16 protein-coding genes are annotated in these 20,851 nt (G+C 68.3%); 5 read left to right on the top strand and 11 right to left on the bottom strand.

Annotation, left to right across the window (positions count from 1 at the left end):
* Genes gcl through ACNPNP_RS17170 form a run of 3 tightly spaced genes read right to left on the bottom strand, consistent with a single transcriptional unit; the run spans position 1 to position 3,550 of the window.
* Positions 1–1,797 carry a glyoxylate carboligase gene (gene gcl / locus ACNPNP_RS17180; RefSeq protein WP_448967232.1) on the bottom strand — a complete coding sequence of 599 codons (1,797 nt, stop codon included), beginning with the start codon at positions 1,795–1,797 and terminating at the stop codon, positions 1–3.
* Between the two features lie 21 nt (positions 1,798–1,818).
* On the bottom strand, positions 1,819–2,697 hold the full coding sequence (locus ACNPNP_RS17175) for a 2-hydroxy-3-oxopropionate reductase (RefSeq protein ID WP_448967231.1): 879 nt from the start codon (positions 2,695–2,697) through the stop codon (positions 1,819–1,821).
* A gap of 49 nt (positions 2,698–2,746) precedes the next feature.
* Positions 2,747–3,550: a hydroxypyruvate isomerase family protein gene (locus ACNPNP_RS17170; RefSeq protein WP_448967230.1), complete on the bottom strand. Its 804-nt coding sequence runs from the start codon at positions 3,548–3,550 to the stop codon at positions 2,747–2,749.
* A gap of 365 nt (positions 3,551–3,915) precedes the next feature.
* On the opposite strand from ACNPNP_RS17170, the gene ACNPNP_RS17165 reads away from it, so the two are divergent.
* Positions 3,916–4,791 (top strand): endonuclease domain-containing protein, encoded by an 876-nt coding sequence (locus ACNPNP_RS17165; RefSeq protein WP_448967229.1) that lies wholly within the window; start codon positions 3,916–3,918, stop codon positions 4,789–4,791.
* Between the two features lie 103 nt (positions 4,792–4,894).
* Here the strand turns inward: ACNPNP_RS17165 and ACNPNP_RS17160 are convergent, their stop codons facing one another.
* From ACNPNP_RS17160 to ACNPNP_RS17130, 7 genes are all read right to left on the bottom strand, one after another.
* On the bottom strand, positions 4,895–5,737 hold the full coding sequence (locus ACNPNP_RS17160; protein WP_448967279.1) for a bifunctional allantoicase/(S)-ureidoglycine aminohydrolase: 843 nt from the start codon (positions 5,735–5,737) through the stop codon (positions 4,895–4,897).
* A 23-nt stretch (positions 5,738–5,760) separates the two neighbouring features.
* Positions 5,761–7,029 (bottom strand): DUF6986 family protein, encoded by a 1,269-nt coding sequence (locus ACNPNP_RS17155; RefSeq protein WP_448967228.1) that lies wholly within the window; start codon positions 7,027–7,029, stop codon positions 5,761–5,763.
* Positions 7,026–8,669 (bottom strand): malate synthase A, encoded by a 1,644-nt coding sequence (gene aceB / locus ACNPNP_RS17150; RefSeq protein WP_448967227.1) that lies wholly within the window; start codon positions 8,667–8,669, stop codon positions 7,026–7,028. The genes ACNPNP_RS17155 and aceB overlap by 4 nt, the downstream gene beginning before the upstream one ends.
* A 150-nt stretch (positions 8,670–8,819) precedes the next feature.
* Positions 8,820–9,494, bottom strand: coding sequence for a FadR/GntR family transcriptional regulator (locus ACNPNP_RS17145; RefSeq protein ID WP_448967226.1), 675 nt, complete (start codon positions 9,492–9,494; stop codon positions 8,820–8,822).
* A gap of 64 nt (positions 9,495–9,558) precedes the next feature.
* On the bottom strand, positions 9,559–12,060 hold the full coding sequence (locus ACNPNP_RS17140; protein ID WP_448967225.1) for a glycosyl hydrolase: 2,502 nt from the start codon (positions 12,058–12,060) through the stop codon (positions 9,559–9,561).
* Complete coding sequence (locus tag ACNPNP_RS17135; RefSeq protein ID WP_448967224.1) at positions 12,057–13,367, bottom strand: MFS transporter; 1,311 nt, start codon at positions 13,365–13,367, stop codon at positions 12,057–12,059. The genes ACNPNP_RS17140 and ACNPNP_RS17135 overlap by 4 nt, the downstream gene beginning before the upstream one ends.
* A gap of 83 nt (positions 13,368–13,450) precedes the next feature.
* Positions 13,451–14,581 carry an L-talarate/galactarate dehydratase gene (locus tag ACNPNP_RS17130; protein ID WP_448967223.1) on the bottom strand — a complete coding sequence of 377 codons (1,131 nt, stop codon included), beginning with the start codon at positions 14,579–14,581 and terminating at the stop codon, positions 13,451–13,453.
* A 207-nt stretch (positions 14,582–14,788) separates the two neighbouring features.
* Between ACNPNP_RS17130 and ACNPNP_RS17125 the strand changes: the two genes are divergently transcribed.
* A complete protein-coding gene (locus tag ACNPNP_RS17125) occupies positions 14,789–15,544 on the top strand; it encodes an IclR family transcriptional regulator (RefSeq protein ID WP_448967222.1) in 756 nt (251 codons plus the stop codon).
* A gap of 168 nt (positions 15,545–15,712) precedes the next feature.
* On the opposite strand, the gene ACNPNP_RS17120 is transcribed toward ACNPNP_RS17125, so the two are convergent.
* On the bottom strand, positions 15,713–16,684 hold the full coding sequence (locus tag ACNPNP_RS17120; RefSeq protein ID WP_448967221.1) for a LacI family DNA-binding transcriptional regulator: 972 nt from the start codon (positions 16,682–16,684) through the stop codon (positions 15,713–15,715).
* A 149-nt stretch (positions 16,685–16,833) separates the two neighbouring features.
* On the opposite strand from ACNPNP_RS17120, the gene ACNPNP_RS17115 reads away from it, so the two are divergent.
* The 3 genes from ACNPNP_RS17115 (at position 16,834) to ACNPNP_RS17105 (ending at position 20,816) form a co-directional block, all read left to right on the top strand.
* Complete coding sequence (locus tag ACNPNP_RS17115; RefSeq protein WP_448967220.1) at positions 16,834–18,348, top strand: mannitol dehydrogenase family protein; 1,515 nt, start codon at positions 16,834–16,836, stop codon at positions 18,346–18,348.
* Entirely contained in the window at positions 18,345–19,349 is a 1,005-nt protein-coding gene (locus ACNPNP_RS17110; protein WP_448967219.1) for an L-idonate 5-dehydrogenase, read from the top strand. Before ACNPNP_RS17115 ends, ACNPNP_RS17110 begins: the two co-directional genes overlap by 4 nt.
* 75 nt (positions 19,350–19,424) lie before the next feature.
* Positions 19,425–20,816, top strand: coding sequence for an MFS transporter (locus tag ACNPNP_RS17105; RefSeq protein WP_448967218.1), 1,392 nt, complete (start codon positions 19,425–19,427; stop codon positions 20,814–20,816).
* The last annotated feature ends 35 nt before the right edge of the window (positions 20,817–20,851 follow it).

The following is a 20,851-nucleotide window of genomic DNA, read 5'->3' as shown; positions in this document are numbered from 1 at the left end:
TCAGACCTTCGCGAGCGAACGGATAGCGGTCGGAGCATCCTCGGGCGTGACGGCGAGCTCGCCGAACTCGTTGACGTTGTCGAGTTCGGTGCCCATCGGGATGTTCGTCACGCGCTCGAGGATCGCTTCGACCACGACGGGAACCCGGTACTGATCGATGAGCGACTGCGCCTCGGCGAATGCCGCGGCGAGATCTTCGGGGCGCTCGACGCGGATCGCCCGGCATCCGAGTCCCTCTGCGACCTTGACATGGTCCACACCATAGCCGTTCGCCGTGCTGCCCTCCACGTGCGGGGAGTTGATGTTCTCGAACGCCAGCGACACCTCGAAGTCCATCTCGAAGCCGCGCTGGGCCTGGCGGATCAGACCGAGATAGCTGTTGTTCACGACGACGTGGATGTACGGCAGCTTGTGCTGCGCGCCCACCGCGAGCTCCTCGATCATGAACTGGAAGTCGTAGTCGCCCGACAGCGCGACCACGGTCTCGCCCGGCTTGCCGCGGACGACGCCGAGAGCGGCGGGCCCCGTCCATCCGAGCGGACCGGCCTGCGCGGCGTTGATCCACTTGCGCGGACCGAACACGTGCAGCAGCTGCGCTCCGGCGATCTGCGACAGCCCGATCGTCGTGACGTAGGTGGTGTCCTTGCCGAAGGCGCGGTTCATCTCCTCGTACACGCGCTGCGGCTTCATCGGCACGTCGTCGTAGTGCGTCTTGCGCTGCAGCGTGGCCTTGCGCTCGCGGCTCTCCTCCGCCCATGCCGAGTAGTCCGGCAGGGTGCCGGACATGCTGCGCTCGCGTGCGACCTCGAGGAATGCGGCGACGGCGGCACCGGCATCCGAGACGATCCCGAGGTCCGGCGCGAAGACGCGACCGATCTGCGTCGGCTCGATGTCGACGTGCACGAACGTGCGGCCCTCGGTGTACTTGTCGACGCTCCCGGTGTGGCGGTTCGCCCACCGGTTGCCGATGCCGAGCACGAAGTCCGACGCCAGCAGCGTCGCGTTGCCGTAGCGGTGCGAGGTCTGCAGACCCGCCATTCCGGCGTTCAGCTCGTGGTCGTCGGGGATGGCTCCCCAGCCCATCAGCGTCGGGATGACCGGAATGCCGAGCACTTCCGCGAACTCGACGAGCTGAGCGGATGCACCGGCGTTGATGATGCCGCCGCCTGCCACGATGACGGGATGCGCGCTCGCGGTCAGCATGTCGATCGCCTTCTCGGCCTGGCGGCGTGAAGTGACGGGCTTGGCGATCGGCAGCGGCTCGTAGGCGTCGATGTCGAACTCGATCTCGGTCTGCTGCACGTCGATGGGCAGGTCGATGAGCACCGGCCCTGGCCGCCCCTCGCGCATCAGCTGGAACGCCTTCTGGAAGGCGCCGGGAACCTGCGCGCCCTCCATCACGGTCATCGCCATCTTCGTGAGCGGCTTCGCGATGGTCTCGATGTCGACCGCCTGGAAGTCCTCCTTGTGCAGCTTCGCGACGGGTGCCTGGCCGGTGATGCAGAGGATCGGCAGCGAATCGGCCCAGGCCGCATACAGCCCCGTGATCATGTCGGTTCCGGCAGGACCGGACGTGCCGATGCAGACGCCGATGTTGCCGTCGGCGGCGCGGGTGTAGCCGTCGGCCATGTGGGCTGCGCCCTCGACGTGGCGGGCGAGCGTGTGCCGGATGCCGCCGTTGGCGCGCATCGCGGAGTAGAACGGATTGATGGCGGCCCCTGGCAGGCCGAACGCCTCGATGGCGCCCTCCTTCACCAGGATGGCCACGGCGGCATCTGCCGCGCGCATGCGGGTCATGACTTGTCCTTAGAAGTGGTGTCAGGCCCGACCGGCGAAGGCCGCGGTCAGCTTGAACAGTCCGGAATGGTCGAGGCCGGCGTCGCCCTGCTGCACGGCGGAGCCGACGAGCTGGGCCACATGGGAACCGAGCGGAATGGTGATGCCTGCCTGTCGTGCGGCGGCGGTGATGATGCCCATGTCCTTGTTGTGGAGGGCGAGGCGGAAGCCGGGCGCGAAGTCGCGATCGAGCATCTTCTGGCCCTTCTGGTCGAGCACCTTGGATCCGGCGAGTCCGCCGCCGAGCACCTTGAGCGCGGCATCCGTGTCGACACCGAAGGCCTCGAGGAAGATGATCGCCTCCGCCAGCGCCTGGATGTTCACGGCGACGATCAGCTGGTTGGCCGCCTTGACCGTCTGCCCGGCGCCTGCGGGACCGACGTGCACGATGGTCTTGCCGACCGACTCGAGCACCTTCAGGGCGTCGGCGAAGTCCTCTTCGGTGCCGCCGACCATGATCGACAGCACGGCGTCGATCGCACCCTGCTCGCCGCCAGAGACGGGGGCGTCGACGGCGCGGAGGCCGGCGGCGATCGCCTCGTCGGCGAGCTCCTTGGCCACGTCGGGGCGGATGCTGGATGCGTCGATCCACAGCGCCCCCTTTTCGGCGTGCGCGAAGATGCCCTCGTCGCCACGGACGGCGGCGGCGACATCAGGGGAATCCGGCACCATCGTGATGATGACGTCGGCGCCCTTCACTGCGTCGGCGATACCGCTCGCGCCCTGGCCGCCCGCGGCGACGAGTTCGTCGATGCGGTCCTGGCTGAGGTTGTAGCCGGTGACGGAATGCCCGGCGGCGAGGAGGTTCTTCGCCATGGGAAGACCCATGATGCCGAGGCCGATGACTGCGATGTTGCTCATGATGATTCCTTCGTGTGATGCGGCGTCGATGCCGCAGAAGCGGGTGTGTTCAGTGCGCCTGGGCGGCGGATTCGGTCGCCCAGGCGAAGGCGGTCTCGATGGGCGCCTTGTACTCGAGCCCGATGTAGCCGGAGTAACCGAGCTCGCGACTGCGTGCGATCCAGGTGTCGACGGGCAGGGAGCCCGTTCCGGGGGCGCCGCGGCCGGGCGCATCCGCGATCTGGATGTGACCGAACGATGCGGCGTGCTCTTCGATGACCTGGGGCACATCGTCGCCGTTCACGGCGAGGTGGTAGAAGTCGGCGAGCAGGGCGAGGTTGCGCGCACCGGTCGAGGTGCGCACGTGGTCGATGACGTCCAGCGCATCAGCCGCGGTGCGCAGCGGGTAGCGCTCCGCACCGCTGACCGGCTCGATGAGCACGGTGCCGCCGATGTCAGCGACGGCGTCTGCAGCGGCCGCGAGGTTCTCGATCGCCACGGCGTCCTGCGCGGCGGGATCGACACCGTCGATGCGGTTGCCGTACAGCGCGTTGAAGCCCTTGGTGCCGAGTTCGCGGCCGATGCCGACCACGACGGCTAGGTTGTCGCGGAACTCCTTGCCGCGTGCGGGCCACGAGACCAGCCCGCGGTCGCCGTTGGGCATGTCGCCGGCGTTGAAGTTGAGGCCGGTCAGCTGCACGCCGGCATCACGGATGGCGGCGATGAACGCGTCGACCTCGTGGTCGAGCGGAACGGAGGTGGAGAACGGCCACCAGAACTCGACCGCGTCGAATCCGGCGGCCTTCGCTGCGGCGGGGCGCTCGAGCAGCGGGAGCTCGGTGAGAAGGATCGAGCAGTTCACCGTGTACGTCATTTCGACTCCTTCGTCGTTTCTGTTGGTTTCCGTATTATGGAAGATAACTTCTGCTAGATGAAAGTCTAGGACGAGTCGGGTGAGGTGTCAACGGTGGGATCCGTCAGGCCGGGGTGATTGCGCGGGTGGCGCGCCCCGAGTGCATTGCCGGAACACTTTCGCGGGTTCGCGGCGTCTCGAACCCGCGAAAACCTTCTGGTACCACCACGGGCGGGATGCAGAAGACTCTTCCTGCACGCGGTGAACAGAGGCGGGGGTTGCTCACATCCTCGGAGAACTCGGGATGCCGCGTCGCGCAGCTCCGTCAATATCGACGGATGCGACACCGGGTCAGACTCCCCCGCCGACTGGGCGACAGGTTCTCAGTGCGCACGGCAGAAGCCGTCGGCCTCCGCCCCGGCCGATACAGCACTCCCGATCTGCACCGGCCGTTCAACGGCATTCGCTCGGTCGAGGCGCCGACGACGTTCCATGCCTTCGTCGCCTGCTACGTGCCACGGCTGAAGCCGGCCCAGCGATTCGGGGGGATGACGGCAGCCCGCGACTGGGGCCTGCCGATGCCGACGAAATGGACCTCGAAGGAACCACTCGACATCTTCGTACCGTGGTCAGGAGCTCCGCCGAAGACACCGGGAGTCCGTGGTCGGCGCATGCGCGAGGACCGCGCTGAGACCCGCATCCTCCGCGGACATCCTGTCATCGATCCAGTCGCCGCGCTCTTCACCTGCGCTGCGACCCTGACCGTGACGCAGGCGGTCGTCGTGCTCGACGCACTGCTGACGACGGCATCCAACTATCCCGAACTCGGGCCGGGGAGGCCGCTCAGCACGCGCTCCGAGATCAGCCGTCGGCTCGAGGAATGGGAGAGGTTCCGCGGGCGCGCGACGATCCGCGCCGCCCTGCCGCTCGCACGCGAGAGGGTCGAATCGCCGAAGGAGACCGAGACCCGGCTGCTGCTCATCGACAGCGGTCTGCCCGAACCCGTCGTGCAGCACGAGGTGTGGACTGAAGGGCAGTTCCTCGGTCGCACCGACCTCGCGTATCCGGAGTGGAAGATCGCGTTCGAGTACGAGGGAGACGGCCATCGTACGGACAAGGACCAGTGGCGCAAAGACATCCAGCGGCAGCGCTGTCTCGAAAGCGCGGGCTGGATCGTCATCCGCCTCACCCAGGCCGACCTCGACAAGCCGGAGATGCTCATCGCCGGCATCCGTCGTGCGATCGCTCTACGCCAAGGATGAGCACGCAATCAGCGGGCTGCCGGAAGGAAATCACGGGCCATCGCGATGCTGAACCCGGGAAATGCTTCCGAGATCCACGCGGGTGCGGCAGCCCGGCGCGGCCTCACCCCCAGGGGCGCGGATCCCCACCGCGGGTCAGCATGACCTGGCGGTTGACGTCCTTGTAGAGCAGGTAGCGGAACGGCCCTGGTCCGCCGGCGTAACAGGCCTGCGGGCAGAAGGCGCGCAGCCACATGAAGTCGCCGGCCTCGACCTCGACCCAGTCGTCGTTGAGGCGGTACACGGCCTTGCCCTCGAGCACGAAGAGGCCGTGCTCCATGACGTGCGTCTCGGCGAACGGGATCGATCCTCCGGGCTGGAACGTCACGATGTTGACGTGCATGTCGTGCGACAGATCATCGGGATCGGCGAAGCGGGTCGTGGCCCATGCCCCGTCGGTGTCCGGCATCTCGCGCGGCGCGACGTCCTGATCCCGCGTCACGAATGACGTCGGCAAACCGATGCCCTCCGCGCGCTCGTAGGCCTTGCGGATCCAGTGGAACGACGTCAGCGCCGCACCTTCGTTGGCCAGCGACCACGTCTCCCCCGGCGCGAGGAACGCATAGCCCCCTCCAGCGAGCACGTGCTGCTCGCCCGCGAGCGTCAGAGTCAGCTCGCCTGCGGTCACGAAGACGACGCCCTCGACGCCCGCCTCCGGCTCAGGGCGGGAGGCCCCTCCACCCGGCTGGATCTCGACGATCAGCTGCGAGAACGTCGTGGCGAATCCGGCGATCGGACGCGCGATGATCCACGAGCGCGTCTTCGTGAAACCCGGCAGGTTGCTCGTGACGATGTCGCGGAAGACGCCCTTGGGGATGACCGTGTACGCCTCTTTGACGATGGCACGGTCCGTGAGCAGCGTCGTCTGGTCCGGCAGGCCGCCGGCCGGTGTGTAGTAGCTCATGATTCTCCTTCGAATTCTGGGGGACGTCAGGCGTCCGCGAGCGCGTGCTCTGAGAGCCTGGGATGAGCGAGCGCGGTGAGCGCATCGACTCGGATGCCGATGTCCGCAGCCACCTCGTCGGCGTCGATGGCTCCGCACTGCACTCCGCGGAGCACGAACCACGCCAGCGCCCGCGCCGTGGCCGGCTCGTCCATGACGGCGCCCTCCTCGTGCGCGAGGTACGTGCGCAACCGCGCCGCGGCATCGGCATAGCCGTGCCGGTAGAAGGCGTAGGTCGCGAGATAGCGCGTCGCCAGTTGATGCGGGTGCAGATCCCAGCCTTGGTAGTAGCCGCGTTCGAGCGAACGCCGCACGAGTCGCGCATGCAGCGCCCACGCCTCGGCCGCGCGCTCGCCCACCGGGAGGATGTTGGTCGAGCCGTCGGAGAGGCGGATGCCGGTACCGACGACCGCGAGCTGCATGATCTCCTTCGCGAGATCGGCGACCGGATGCTCCATCGACTGGTACCCCGCCGCGATCCCGAGTGAGGCGCTGTAGTCGTAGGTGCCGTAGTGCAGGCCGGAGATACGACCCGGAGCGACCACCGGCAGCTGCGCTAGCGGCGAGCGCCCGTCGGCGCCGAGCACGAGCTGCGGCGTCTCGACCTGCACCTCGAAGCGCAGACGACCGGCATCCAGTCCGTGCACGCGCTCGAGCGCCTGCACCGCCATGACCATCGCTTCGACCTGCGCGGTCGTCGTCACCTTCGGCAGCGTGAGCACGAGTCCGTCGGGCAGCCCACCGGCATCGAGCAGTCCCCCGATGAACAGGTCGAGGGTGCGGAGGCCGCGAGCGCGGGTCGGCTTCTCGAAGCATTTGAAGCGGATGCCGATGAAGGGCGGAGCCGATCCGGATGCCACGGCATCCGACACCTTCGACACCGCGTCCGCGACATCCGCGTCCTCGACGTCGCCGCGGTCGCCGTAGCCGTCCTCGAAGTCGAGCCGCAGATCCTCGATCGGCTCCATGGCGAGCTTGCGCGCCACGCGACCGGCGACTTCGCCGATGAGGCCGGGCTCGATTCCGACCTGCGCGGCGAGGCTCTCCATCCCGCCGGCCGCCTCGACGGCGGCGAGCGCCTGCGCACCCCACTGCGCGGCGAGGTCAGGCGTGAACCGGTCCGCCGCGACGTAGACCGTGTGCACGGGCTGACGCGCGCCGCTGTCGCCGGGGTAGACGGTCTCGAGAAGCTCGTCGGTGGAGGCAAGGTGCTGATCGATCCTCGACAGGTCGGCGTCGCTGATGCCGCTGCTCATGCGTCCACCCTTGCCGCGGCATCCGTGAGCAACTCGTATGCCGGCAGGGTCAGGAAGTCGACGTACTCGTCATCGAGGCAGATCTGCGAGATCAGGCGGGCCGCAGGCTGGTAGAACCGCTCGAAGTCCTCGTCGCCCACCGCGGCGGCGAGCTTGGCGACCTCTTCGGCCAGCACTCGTTCGACGAATTCGGCCGTCACCTGCGCTCCGGTGTCGGCGAGCACGGTGCCGTTGCGCAGCTGCTGCCAGATCTGCGAACGCGAGATCTCTGCGGTCGCGGCATCCTCCATGAGGTTGTTGATCGCGACGGCGCCGTTGCCGGAGAGCCACACCGCGGTGTACGTGCCGCCCACGGCGAGGTTGGTGCGCAGCCCCGCTTCGGTCGCGCTTCCGGATGCCGATGCGACGTCGAGCAGTTCGTCAGCGGTCACAGCCACCTCCGGCCGCTGTCGGTCGAGCTGGTTCGGACGCTCGCCGAGCACGGCGTCGAACACCTCTCGGCAGATCGGGACGAGGTCGGGATGCGCGACCCATGAGCCGTCGAAGCCGTCGCCGGCCTCACGGGTCTTGTCGGCACGGACCTTGTCGAAGGCGGCCTTCGTCGCCTCCACGTCGTTACGGTTCGGCACGAATGCCGCCATCCCGCCCATCGCGACGGCACCGCGCCGGTGGCAGGTCTTCACGAGCAGTTCGGTGTAGGCGCGCATGAAGGGCGCGGTCATCGCGACATCCGCGCGATCGGGCAGGGCGAAGGCCTCGCCCTGATCGCGGAACACCTTGATCAGGCTGAACAGGTAGTCCCAGCGTCCGGCATTGAGACCCGAGGCGTGCTCGCGCAGCTCGTAGAGGATCTCATCCATCTCGAAGGCCGCAGGGATCGTCTCGATCAGCACCGTGGCGCGGATCGTCCCCTGGGGGATGCCGAGAGCATCCTGAGCATGCACGAACACATCGTTCCACAGACGCGCTTCGCGGTGGCTCTCGAGTTTGGGCAGGTAGTAGTACGGGCCGTGCCCATTGGCGATGAGCTGGCGGGCGGTGTGGAAGAAGTGCAGCCCGAAGTCGACGAGCGACGCGCTCGCACGTTCGCCGTCGATCAGCACGTGGCTCTCCGAGAGGTGCCATCCGCGAGGACGGGCGACGACGGTGGGGCGATGCACATCCGTGCGCAGGGCGTACGGCTTGCCTGCGGGCGATGTGTAGGCGAGCGTGCCGCGGGCGGCGTCGCGGAGGTTCCTGATCCCTTCGACCACGTTCTCCCAGGTGGGGCTCGAGGCGTCTTCGAGGTCGGCCAGCCAGACGCGCGCCTCGGAGTTCAGGGCGTTGATCGCCATCTTCGCGGGAGAGGCGGGGCCGGTGATCTCGACGCGGCGGTCCTGCAGGGCGGCCGGTGCCGGAGCGACCTGCCAGTCCCCTTCACGGATGTGCGCGGTCTCGGGGAGGAAGTCGAGCCGCCCGGTGCGGGCGACCTGCTCACGACGGAGCTGGCGTGCCAGCAGCAGCTCCCGCCTTCTGGTGTCGAATTCACGGTGCAGGTCTTCCACGAAACGGAGGGCCTCGGCGCTGAGGATGTCGTCCGCCGCGTCGATGCGGGGCTGACGTGTGATCTGGACGCCACCATCGGTACTCTGATTCATCATTGAACGGATCCTCTCGCATCCTGGACTTTGACATCCACTATACGGAAACTTACAAGAATGCGCACCCTCCGATCCTGATGAGGGTCATGGTCACGATCGCGCTGGGGCAGTACGACGCCAGTGGTCGGTGGACGTGGCCGGCGAAGCGGATCAGTGCGGGGAACGACGGGCGGCGGATGCCGTGAGGTGCGCGCGCATCGCAGCTGCTGCTGCCAGCGGATCGGCGCGACGGATGGCCATGGCGATCGCGCGATGCTCGGCGAGCACGGCAGCGGTCTCTTCGGCGGCGCGCTGCGCATCCGCGATCCGCGCCGACGGCAGGATGATGGCCCTGGCACCGAGGTGGTCGAGCATCGCAAGCAGGTAGCGGTTGTTCGATGCCGCGGCGACCGCGCGGTGGAAGGCGAAGTCGGCCTCGAGGGACTGCGCCGGCAACGACGCCTCGATGAGGGTGGTGAGCGCTGCATCGATCTCGCCGAGGTCCGCGGGAGCAGGCGCACGCGCAGCGAGCGCCGCGGCCTCGGACTCGATGGCGATGCGCAGGCCGTGCAGCTCGTCGCGCTCGGCTTCGCTGCGCGCCGTGAGCCAGCTCTCGGATCCGGTGTCCGAAGGGGGTGTGAGCGCGTAGCTCCCCGATCCCACTCTCGTGCGCACGAGACCGCGCGACTGCAGCCGCTGCAGCGCCTCGCGGATCACTGTTCTGCTCGCGCCGAACTCCTCGACGAGCCGCCCCTCGCTGGGGAGTCGATCACCGGGGGCGATCTCGCCGTCGATGATCCGCTGTGCGAGTACCCGTCCGATATCCTCGGCGCGCGACGTGGTCATCTGTCCATCGTCCCATCCACGACGCGACTCTCGGACAATGCGCCGCAAACGAAGGGGATGCCGCTCAGCAGACGCCGATGCGCAGAACCGGATCCCGGAGGATGCCCGAGCGGATACCGGCCGTACGGTGCGCGGCATCCTGCACGCGGTGGCGCACGCCGTGTGCGGCGATGACCTCCGCCGCGCCCCCATCGATCGCCTCCGCCGCCGTCCCGCGCACGCCGACGCTCGTCACCTCCACGCGCAGCCGGTGCCGCCCCGCCCGCACCTCGCCGAGAGGTGCGATGAACGCGCTCCGCCAGACGTTCCCTGCCGGCACCCCGTCGAGGAACACGCGAGCGGAGACGCCGATGGGAGGATCCGCGGGCAGAGCGAACGAGTTGCCGCGCAGGCCGCCATCGGCAATGGAATCGGGCACCGGTGGCAGCACGTCACCGAAGTCGAGTGTCACAGACGAAGGCTCGCCGAGCTCGAATTCGGTCTCGTACGCGAGCGACTCGACCTCGGGAGCGACGAGCGAATCCTCCTCCCAGACGTGGGGCAGCGTGACGGCTCGCGCGTCGCCGTCGCCGACCACGGCCCACCTTGCGAGGGGCACGACGCCGCCGTGTTCCGAGGCGCGGTTCGCAATGGCAGCGAGCGGCGCATCCGACTGCGCGACGATCACCCCCTCGTACGAGCCCAGCCGGACCGCGACAGCACCCCCGGTCGACGTTGCACGGACGGCACCGGAGACGGCATCCCACACCGTCACGGCGCGATCGCCCTGCGGCGAGGCGACCTCGACGAGGCTCTCGGTCTCTGCGGTGTTCACGACGAGCGACAGCAGCGAGTCGTCGAGCTGCCGAGTGGCGACGCCGACGGATGCCGGCTGATTCGTCATGATCGGAGGGATGACGCCGCCCAGCGCCTCACGGATCTCGACGTCGCGAGCGTCGCCTCCGAATTCTGAGAGATGAACGACCCGCGTCGTGTCACGCTGCAGCGCTTCTTCCGCGGCAGAAGTCAGCCTGCTGCCCGCCGGGATGAGGATCACCTCGAACCGGTCCGTACCTCCCGCCACGAGGGAATCGTCATCGACGAGGTCGTAGTCGAGCCCCGTCGTGCGCAGTGCCGCGACGAATGCGTCGTCGACGAACCGTCGGGTCTGACGCCACATGTCGAAGGGGCGTTCACCCTCGGCACGGGCGCGCAAGTCGGAGACCGCGTGATAGACGCCGACCTGGGCAGTACGCCGACCGAGCTGAAGCGCCGCGCATACGCGCTCGATCGCTCCGAACAGTTCCGGCGCCACGTGCCACCACGGGTTCCGCGAATCGATCGCACCGGATGCATAGAAGACGGGCTGATCCGTTCCGAGCGCCGCGCCCAACGGCCACCCGTGCCCGATGATGAGATTCACGCCGGCGAGGAGGTGCTCATATGCCTCGGCCAGCAGATCAAGGGGTCCCGCTCGGAAGGAGGGCGAGCGCACCCAGGTCCAGGTCTCGGATGACACGAGCTGCCTCCCGTATGCACTCGCCGCGGAGACAGCCCAGCTGTTCTTGGTCCAACGGCGCCATCCCCACCCCTCCCCCTCGAAGAGGTCGACGTGCCGGAAGCTGCTGGTGAGCATCGGCGGCTCGCCGTAGCACTGCGCACGGAAGAGGATGCCGCGCTCGGATGCCCACTGGCGGAAGACCGCGAGGAATCCTTCCTCGAACAGCTCGGTGAGCGTGGTGAGCAGGTCTGCGCGGAGGCGTTCGCAACCGCGACCACCGGTGTGCAGCATCCAGAGCACGGGAAGCAGGTCGTATCCGTGCCGAGCGTGGAACTCCTCCGGCAGCCGCGGCGTCCAGTCCGCTTCGTACACCTCGAAACTGTCGCAGAATCCCGCGTGCACCCGCTCGGCACCGGCGGCGCGCACCAGAGGCTCGGCGACGGCGTCGAGGTGCACCCGCGCTGCGGCAGCCGAGTAGTGGTCGAGCACGAGGCCTTCACCGCTCTGCGGCGCGCGTTTGACGTTCTGGCCCGTGAGCCGCGATAGCGCGACGAGGAGAACCCGGGGGCCTCGACCGAGTTCCGGAACGCGGATGCGCTCCGCGAGCTCGACCCGCTCCCACGACGCAGGCGCCTCCTGCAACGAACCGGCTCCGACGTAGGCGCCGATGAGGATGTCGCCGTCGAACGGAGGGCGGTATCCGATCTCCACCGTGCCCGGCGGGAGTTCGACGCGCTCCCAGTGCAACCGACGCGCGGCATGATCTTCGCCGATGTGCGGGCCGCCGAACGGCCATCCAGCGCCGAGGGTGAGGTCGAAGCGCATACCCCGTGCCTCCGCTCCCCTGGCCGCATGGCCGACGAGTTCCAGGAAGGCGGGGGACAGGAAGTCTGCGCTCTCTGGTGCGACGGGGTAGACGAACGACACCTCGACTCCCCCGATGCCTGACGCACGCATCGCGTCGAGATCGGCATCGATCGCCTCGGCGCTCACATGCGACGAGAACCACCACCAGCGCATGAGCGGCGCAGCGTGCGGACCGCCCTCACGGACGGCCCGCACGATATCGGTGACCCCGTGGGTCATCGGCTCACCCGCGTGTCCGTGGAGGCGACCGCGGTCGCGGCATCCTCCGCGGCCTCCTCCTCGTCGATCACAGCCGTGCGCTGGCGACTGAACACGACGAACGCGAGTACGACGGCGACCAGGCAGGCGCCTCCGAGCAGCGCGAAGAGCGCGCGAGGGCCGTTCGCCAGCACCAAGGGGGTGACGAGCGCAAGGCCGCCCGATCCGAACCGGGCGATCGCGATGATCGCTCCCTGCGCCGACGAACGCAGCAGCGTCGGGAACGACTCCTGCGTCCAGATTTTCATGATGCCTTCGCCGGCGAAGACGGTGCCGAGCAGCCACAGGAACATCATGACATTGAGCGCCCACACGTTCTCGGGGCCGAACACGAGCGGGACGCCCATCGCGACGATCGTGCAGATCGCACCCATGACGAACCACGTCATGCGCCATCTGGTCGCGACGACCTTCATGAACACGACGACGAGGATCGCGCCGAGGAACATCGTGATGAGCTTGACGGTCGAGAAGACCTGGACGCTGGATCCGGCCACTTCGGTGTACATGTACGCGCCGTACTGGCCGACCGTGTTCGATCCGAGGTTCATGAGCGTGTAGAAGATCGCAAGGGCGAGGAAGTACGTCACGAACGGCGGCTTCACGAGGGTCTTCAGCGTGCTCCAGCCGAGAGCAGCATCCGAGCGACTGGTCGCCTGGGCCTTCTCGGCGAGTCGATCGGCGCGCCACCTGGCAGATTCAGGCACCGACAGACGACCGATCAGAGTCAGGACCGTGGCGATGACGATGTGACCGAAGAGGATCTGTGCCCCGAGCTGACCCATGGACCCGACGAGCGTGGCAAGGCCGAGAGAGACCATGCTGCCGATCTTCCACAGCAGATGGCTGAAGCCGAGCATGCTCCCGCGAAGGCCCGCTCTCGCCATCTCGGCGATCGTCGCGAGCGACACGGGCAGGTCGGCGCCCGCGCCGAGGCCGACGAGGATCATCCCTGCGAGAAGACCGGGGAACACCTCGACGAACACGAGCAGCAGCGATCCGATCGCGATGAATGCCATCGTCGCGATGAACACCGTCTTGCGGCCGAGGAGGTCGCCCAACCGGCCGCCGAACAGCGCGCCGATCGCAACCGAGAACGTGAGCGCGGATGACAGCACGCCGATCATCTCCGGAGTGAGTGACAGCGTGTCCTTGAGCAGGACGAGTGCGGTGCCGCTCGAAGTCATCGCTGCGGCGTCGATGTACGACGCCATGCCCGAGATGAGCGCGATCCACCACATCCGGCGTGTGGAGAGCTTTTCTGACATTGTTTTTGACCTCTCTGTCGCTCAGCGGCCTCGCTGAGGGTATGTCGTGTCAGGTGGGAGAAGGAAGAGGACGCGCCCTCTTCTCACCGCCCGATCGTGGTGGTGTCGGTCGTCCCGGCACGTGCCTGGTCGCTGAAGGTGAAGCCGAGGCCCGGGCGGTCCGGCACGAGCATCCGGCCGTCGCGGATCTCGAGCCGCTCCTCGAACAGCGGATCGAGCCAATCGAAGTGCTCGACCCACGGTTCGCGCGGATAGCACGCGGCAAGGTGCAGGTGGATCTCCATGGCGAAGTGCGGCGCAAGATCGAGACCGGCGTGATCGGCCAGAGTCATGAGCCGCAGGAAAGGAGTGATACCGCCGATGCGAGGAGCATCCGGCTGGAGGATGTCGCACGAGCGTGCCGCGATGAGCCGCTCGTGCTCGTCGACCGACGCGAGCATCTCACCCGTTGCGATGGGGGTGTCCAGCGCGCGGACGAGATCAGCATGGCCCACGGCGTCGTAGGCATCGAGGGGCTCCTCGATCCAGACGAGGTCGAACTCTTCGAGCCGCCGCCCCATGCGCAGCGCCCCGGCGCGGTCCCACTGCTGATTCGCGTCGACCATGAGCGGCACGTGGTCGCCGATGTGCTCGCGGACGGCGCGCACCCGCCGCAGGTCTTCGGCGGCGTCTGGAAGACCGACCTTGATCTTGATGCCGCCGATGCCCTCCGCGATCGACTGCGATGCGCGCTCGCGCACTTCATCGATCGAGGCGTTGAGGAAGCCACCGGACGTGTCGTATGTGCGGACCGCGTCGCGATGAGAACCGAGCAGCTTCGACAGGGGAAGCTCCGCGCGCTTCGCTTTGAGGTCGTAGAGGGCGATGTCGATCGCTGCGAGCGCTTGCGTCGCGACACCGGAGCGTCCGACGGACGCACCAGCCCACATCAGCTTCGTGTAGAGCTTCGCGATGTCGTTCGGGTCTTCTCCGATCGCCGCACCGGCCACCTCCCGTGCGTGCGCGTACTGGGCAGGGCCACCGGCGCGCTTGGAGTAGCTGAAGCCGTGCCCGGCGAATCCGTGCTCGGTCATGATCTCCGCGAGCAGCAGTACGACCTCGGTCATGGGCTGCTGGCGACCGGTGAAGACCTTCGCATCGGAGATGGGCGTCGCAAGCGGCAGTCTCAGGGTCGACAGGGTGATGGTGCGGATCGCATCGGGTGTGTAGCTCATGATCCTTCGTCCTCGAGTTGATCAGGTCACTCCAACCTATCAGACAGATACTTCAGCTGTCGAACAGCATTCGAGAAGCACGGCCACCGTCGATGCCGCGCCGGACCACCCCGAGTCATGGGCTACTCTGGCGAATAATGATTTCCGCGATGCGGATAATCGCGTGCTGCCCAACGCGGCGCGCAGCACGCCACGAAAGGTATCGGAATGGCCGCTGGATCCAGCGACGGAGTGAAGTCCGTCACCCGAGTCTTCGACCTGCTCGAGCTCATCGCCGACGCCGGCGGCGATGTGACGCTCAGTGAGCTGTCGGCATCCGCCGAGCTGCCGCTGCCCACGATCCATCGCCTGCTGCGCACCCTCGTCTCACTCGGGTACGCCCGCCAGCTCGCGAATCGGCGTTATGCGCTCGGCCCGCGACTCGTGCGTCTCGGCGAGGCCGCGAACCGCAAGTTCGGTCGGATCGCGATGCCGCAGCTCAAGGACCTCGTCGAGCGCCTGGGCGAGACGTCCAACCTCGCCACGATCGACGGTGACCGCGTGATCTACGTGTCGCAGGCGCCGTCTCCGCACGCGATGCGCATGTTCACCGAGGTGGGCCGCCGCTCCTACCTGCACTCGACGGGCGTCGGCAAGGCGATCCTCGCGCAGATGAGCGATGACGCCGTCCGCGACATCGTCTCCCGCACCGGACTGCCGCGCGACACCGAGCACTCGCTCGGGACGATCGACGCCCTGTTGGCCGATCTCGCCCTTACCCGTGAGCGCGGCTACGCGATCGACGACGGGGAGCAGGAGATCGGCGTGCGCTGCTACGCCATGGCGGTTCCCGACATGCCCACGCTCACCGCGGTCTCGGTGTCGGGACCGGTCGCCCGCGTCGACGAGGGCTTCGCCGAGCGTGCCATCCCCGTGCTGCGCGAGGTCGTCGGAGAGATCTCGAAGGTGTCTGGCGCGGTCTGAGCCTTGGCGGGCGCGGCCTGAGGTGCGGGCCGCCGTCAGGCTATCGGAGGGCTGTTCTGGACGACTCGGCGGGTCCTGTCGGGAGGACTTCTCCCTCTCGGGCGGAGATTTCACGCGGATTCCTCCGCCCGACGGGGAGTTCTCCTCCCGAACGGGAGCGGCGAACCCTCAGGAAGCGGGCACTGCCGCCGGCGCCGCCGTGGAGGCTCGCACGATCAGCTGCGAGCCGAGCGTGATGTCGTCTATCGCCGTTCCGACGATCGCCTGCAGCAGCAGGTCGACCGCGAGGGCGCCGCTTCGGGCGATCGGCATCCGCACGGTGGTGAGCCCCGGCGTGACCGCGCCGGCGAGGTCGATGTCGTCGATGCCGACGATGCTGATGTCGGCGGGGCACTTCTTGCCCAGCTCCAGCAGTCCCGATTCGAGGCCGAGAGCGACGAGATCGTTGTAGGCGACGACGGCGGTCGCACCGCTCGCCGCGGCCGGCGCCGCAGCGGCGCGGCCGCCCTGGATCGACGCCGCCTGATGATTGAGCGGGGTGAGGCGGATGCCGTGGCGCTCGCACGCCCGTGCGATCGTGTCCGCCCGGCGGATGTCGGCCCACGATCCACGGGGACCGGCCGCATAGGCGATGTGCGTGTGCCCGAGCGCGGCGAGATGCTCGATCGCCTGCGCCGGACCGTGCTCCGCATCCATCAGCACGCAGGGCGCACCGTCGATCTGGCGGTTCACGACGACGTACGGGGTGTCGCCGACCAGCTCGAGCACCTCGGCGTCGGGCAGACGCGGAGAGCACAGCAGCATGCCGTCGAGCCGACGGGCCTGCTCGATCTGCTCGCGCTCCCTGCGCAGGTCCTCGTCGGCGTCGAACAGCACGATGCGATGGCGTCCGTGCCAGGCCTGACCCTGGATCGCCTTGAGCAGGGTGGCGTACACGGGATTGGAGACATCGGGCACGACGACCCCGAAGGTACGGGTGGCCGTGGCCGACTGCGGCGTCTCGTAACCCAGGTCGCTCGCCGCTTGGAGCACGCGCCCCAGCGTGTTCGGCGCCAGACGGTCGGGCTCGCCGAAGGCACGGGAGGCAGTCGCGATGGACACGCCTGCATGCCGTGCCACGTCAGTCAGCGTCGCTGCCATCTCGATCTCCCACCCTCGCGACAATCCTACGATCCTCGATCGCGATGCAAATCGGCTTGACGTGTTTGTACAACTCATACATACTAGTTGCACGACGATCACCGCCGATCACCCTCACCGGTGCGCGGCCCAAGCGAAGGAGCCACCGCGTGAGCCTCGAAGCCCCGGTCCTGAGTCGTGCCACACCGGCCACGGCAGCACCGCTGGTCGCCCCCACCGGCTCGGGCATCCTGCACCTCGGCCTCGGCAGCTTCCACCGGGCGCACCAGGCCGTCTACACCGCCGCAGCGCTGCAGTCCGCAGGCGGCGATTGGGGAATCGTCGGCGTCGCCTCGCGTTCCCGCTCGATCGTCGACGCCCTGCACGCCCAGGATCTTCTCTACTCGGTCGCCACGATCGCCCCCGGCAGCACGTCGCTGACCATCCCGGGCGTGCACACCGACGCCTTCGTCGGCGCCGAGCAGCCCGAGCGCGTCGTCGCCCAGATCGCCGACCCCGGCATCCGGATCGTGACACTGACCGTCACCGAGAACGGCTACAGCTACTCTCCCGCGACACAGCACCTCGACCTCGACGACGACACCGTGAGATCCGACCTGCGGGGCGGCGCCGCCCGCTCGACGATCGGTCAGCTCGCCCGCGGCCTCCAGGCCCGCGCCGGGGCCGGCGGCGAGCCGATCTCGATCCTCAGCTGCGACAACCTCGCATCCAACGGCACCCATACCGAGAAGCTCGTCCGCGAGTTCCTGCACGAGCTCCCCGGGTCCGACGGGGCAGAGGCGCTGGCGTTCCTCGACCGCGGGGTGTCCTTCCCCTCGAGCATGGTCGACCGCATCGTGCCGGCGACCACGGCGGAGCTGCGCACCAGGGTGACCACCCTGCTCGGCGCTCGCGACGACATCCCCGTGCCGGCCGAGCCGTTCACGATGTGGGCGATCGAAGACCGCTTCGCCGGTGGTCGCCCGGCCTGGGAGGCCGGCGGCGCCGTGTTCACCGACGAGGTCGGACGCTACGAGCAGATGAAGGTGCGGCTCCTCAACGGCACGCACTCCCTCATCGCCTACCTCGGCGCGCTGAGCGATGTCGGAACGATCCCCGAGGCGATCGGACTCGAAGGCATCGAACGCGCCGCCCGCGCCGTGCTGCGCGACGAGTACGAGCCCTCGATCGAGGTGCCATCGGGACTCGACATCCGCGCGTACGAGAGCGAGCTCTTCGACCGCTGGGCCAACAGTGCCCTCGGCCACCGCACCAGCCAGGTCGGAACCGACGGCTCGGTCAAGCTGCGCCAGCGCATCCCCGAGCCGGCTCTGCGCGCGCTGCGTGCGGGCGAGATGCCGCACCTGATCGCACTGACCGTCGCCGGGTACCTGTCGTGCATCGCGCCGCTGCCCGGCTTCGATCCCGGACGTCACGCCGCCGCCATGACCGACGGCGCCCGCGGGCGCCTGGCCGGATACGCGGCGCGTGCCAGGGACGGTCGCGAGCTGGCTCAGCGCGTGATCGGCGAACTCCAGTTGTTCGGTGATGGACTCGGATCCCAGGATGCGTTCATCGAGCGCGTCGGCGACCTGATCGACATCGTCCAGCGGCGCGGCGTCGACGCCGCGATCGCCGATGCCACCTCGGCATCCGAGACCACCACGAAGGAGATGCAGCCATGAAGGCTCTCGCCATCCACGGCAAGGAAGACATCCGCTGGGAGGACCGCGAGGTTCCGACCCCGGGCGACGGCGAGGTGCGCCTGCGCGTGAACTACGTGGGCATCTGCGGCTCCGACCTGCATTACTACTTCCACGGCGCCAACGGCGAGTACACGATCCGCGAGCCCCTGACCCCTGGACACGAGCTCTCCGGCGTCGTCGACCTCGACCCGTCCGGTCGCCTGGCCCCCGGCACCCCTGTGACGGTGCACCCCGCGCGATACGGCGCCCCCGTGCCTGGCCTCGAGGAGCATCCGCATCTGCGTCCGGGCGGCGACTACTTCGGCAGCGCCGCCGCGGACCCGCACCGTCAGGGCGGAGCAGCCGAGCTGCTCATCGTCGAGGACCACATGGTCCGCGTGCTCCCCGCCGCGCTGCCGCTCGAGCGCGCCGCCCTCGCCGAGCCTCTCGCCGTCGCGATCCACGCCGTGCGCCTCGCCGGCGACATCCGCGGCACGCGCGTGCTCGTGATCGGCGCCGGCCCCATCGGCCTGCTCGTCGTCGCGGCCGCTGTGCACGCGGGGGCCGCCGTCGTCGGGGCCAGTGACGTGCGCCCCGAACCGCTCGAGCGCGCGCAGTCGCTCGGCGCGTCTGAGCTCGCCCTCGTCGGCCGCGAGACGATCGACAGCGAGTCGTACGACGTGGTCTTCGAATGCTCCGGCGTCGGCGCCGCCCTCACCCAGGCCGTCAGCGCCGCCCGCCGCGCGGGACGCATCGTGCAGGTCGGGATGCTGCCGAACGCCGAGATCGGCGTGAACCTGGCTCCCCTGCTCGCGAAGGAGCTCACGATCCGCGGCGCCTTCCGCTTCTCCACCGAGATCGACGACGCGGTCGCGCTGCTGGCCGAGTCCGACGCACTCGATCCCGTCATCTCGCACGTGCTCCCGGCATCCGATGCCGTCACGGCGTTCGAGCTCGCCCGCGACTCGTCCGCCTCGGCCAAGGTCCTCCTGGCCCTCTAGCTCGTCACCTCCACCCGGCGGCCCCGCCGCACCGACACACCCCATCCTGTTTCCCGGTCCGAAGGAGTACCTCCCATGTCAGAACCGCAGACGACGGCTCAGGCCGTCGATCCCGCCGCGAAGAGGTCGGTGCGCGACCTCGTCCGCGCCGCCATCTCCGGATGGCTGGGCACCGCCCTCGAGTTCATGGACTACCAGCTCTATTCGCTGGCCGCGGCGCTCGTCTTCGCCGATCTCTTCTTCTCCTCGGAGAACCCCGCGATCGCCGTCGTCGCCGCGATGGCCACGTACGGCGTCGGTTACGTCGCACGTCCGGTCGGCGCGTTCTTCTTCGCCCGGCTCGGCGACAAGACCGGTCGCACGAAGGTGCTGTTCTACACGATCCTCCTGATGGGACTCGCGACCACCCTCATCGGCTTCCTGCCGACCTACTCGCAGGTGGGCATCCTCGCGCCGATCCTTCTCGTGCTGCTGCGCATCGCGCAGGGCTTCGGCGCCGGGGCGGAGATCTCCGGTGCCGGCGTCATGCTCGCCGAGTACGCGCCGGCCAAACGCCGTGGCATCATCGCCTCCCTGGTCGCCCTCGGCACGAACTGCGGCACGCTGCTCGCCTCGGGCATCTGGGCCATCCTGCTCTTCGCGTACAGCGAGGACGAGGTCATCGCATGGGCGTGGCGCATCCCCTTCATCGCCAGCGCCGTCATCATGCTGTTCGCGATCTGGGTGCGCTTCAACCTCAAGGAGACCCCGGTCTTCGAGGAGCGCGACGACGTCGTCGACGGCAAGGCGCTCTCGCGCGACGAGGCCGTGAAGCTCGCCACCGAGACCAACGACATCCGCACGCTCGAGGCCATGCAGCGCAAGCCGTGGAAGGCGTTCTCGATCGCGCTGCTGCTGCGCTTCGGTCAGGCCGGCAACTCGGGCATGATCCAGACGTACCTCATCAGCTACATCACCGTGGTGCTTCTGCTGGACCGCTCGATCGGCGTGAACGCCGTGATCGTCTCGTCGCTGGTCGCCTTCATCACCGTGCCGCTGTCCGGTTGGCTCGGCGACCGCTTCGGCCGCAAGCGGATGTACATGATCTGGTCGATCATCGCGCTCATCGTCATCATCCCGACGATGCTCATGATCAGCAGCAAGGACACCACGCAGGTCTTCATCGGCTACGTCGTGCTGCACAACCTCGCCGTGATGAGCTTCGCCTCGCTCGAGAACCTGACGTTGCCCGAGCTGTTCGGCTCCCGCAACCGCTACACCTTCACGGCCATGGAGCGTGAGATCGCCGCCATCGTCGCGACCGGCGCGGGCCCCGTCATCGCGGCCGCCTGGGTCTCGGCCGTCACGGGCTCGTTCATCCCGATCATCATCATGCTCATGGTCTTCACGCTGTGCGCACTGTTCGCCTCGATCTGGATGCCGGAGGTCGCCGGCCGCGATCTGACGGACCCGCGCGACGCGATCTGAACGAACCGCTCACCGTGACCTGGGGTGGGGGCGGC

The organism is Microbacterium xerophyticum (assembly GCF_053543555.1).
Note: the sequence above shows the minus strand (reverse complement) of the source record. Positions and strands in the feature narration are given on the sequence as shown.

Coding starts and splice junctions, on each gene's coding strand:
- gcl (WP_448967232.1), bottom strand. CDS start 1,797: ATGACCCGCATGCGCGCGGCAGATGCCGCCGTGGCCATCCTGGTGAAG.
- ACNPNP_RS17175 (WP_448967231.1), bottom strand. CDS start 2,697: ATGAGCAACATCGCAGTCATCGGCCTCGGCATCATGGGTCTTCCCATG.
- ACNPNP_RS17170 (WP_448967230.1), bottom strand. CDS start 3,550: ATGACGTACACGGTGAACTGCTCGATCCTTCTCACCGAGCTCCCGCTG.
- ACNPNP_RS17155 (WP_448967228.1), bottom strand. CDS start 7,029: ATGAGCAGCGGCATCAGCGACGCCGACCTGTCGAGGATCGATCAGCAC.
- aceB (WP_448967227.1), bottom strand. CDS start 8,669: ATGATGAATCAGAGTACCGATGGTGGCGTCCAGATCACACGTCAGCCC.
- ACNPNP_RS17145 (WP_448967226.1), bottom strand. CDS start 9,494: ATGACCACGTCGCGCGCCGAGGATATCGGACGGGTACTCGCACAGCGG.
- ACNPNP_RS17140 (WP_448967225.1), bottom strand. CDS start 12,060: ATGACCCACGGGGTCACCGATATCGTGCGGGCCGTCCGTGAGGGCGGT.
- ACNPNP_RS17135 (WP_448967224.1), bottom strand. CDS start 13,367: ATGTCAGAAAAGCTCTCCACACGCCGGATGTGGTGGATCGCGCTCATC.
- ACNPNP_RS17130 (WP_448967223.1), bottom strand. CDS start 14,581: ATGAGCTACACACCCGATGCGATCCGCACCATCACCCTGTCGACCCTG.
- ACNPNP_RS17125 (WP_448967222.1), top strand. CDS start 14,789: ATGGCCGCTGGATCCAGCGACGGAGTGAAGTCCGTCACCCGAGTCTTC.
- ACNPNP_RS17120 (WP_448967221.1), bottom strand. CDS start 16,684: ATGGCAGCGACGCTGACTGACGTGGCACGGCATGCAGGCGTGTCCATC.
- ACNPNP_RS17110 (WP_448967219.1), top strand. CDS start 18,345: ATGAAGGCTCTCGCCATCCACGGCAAGGAAGACATCCGCTGGGAGGAC.
- ACNPNP_RS17105 (WP_448967218.1), top strand. CDS start 19,425: ATGTCAGAACCGCAGACGACGGCTCAGGCCGTCGATCCCGCCGCGAAG.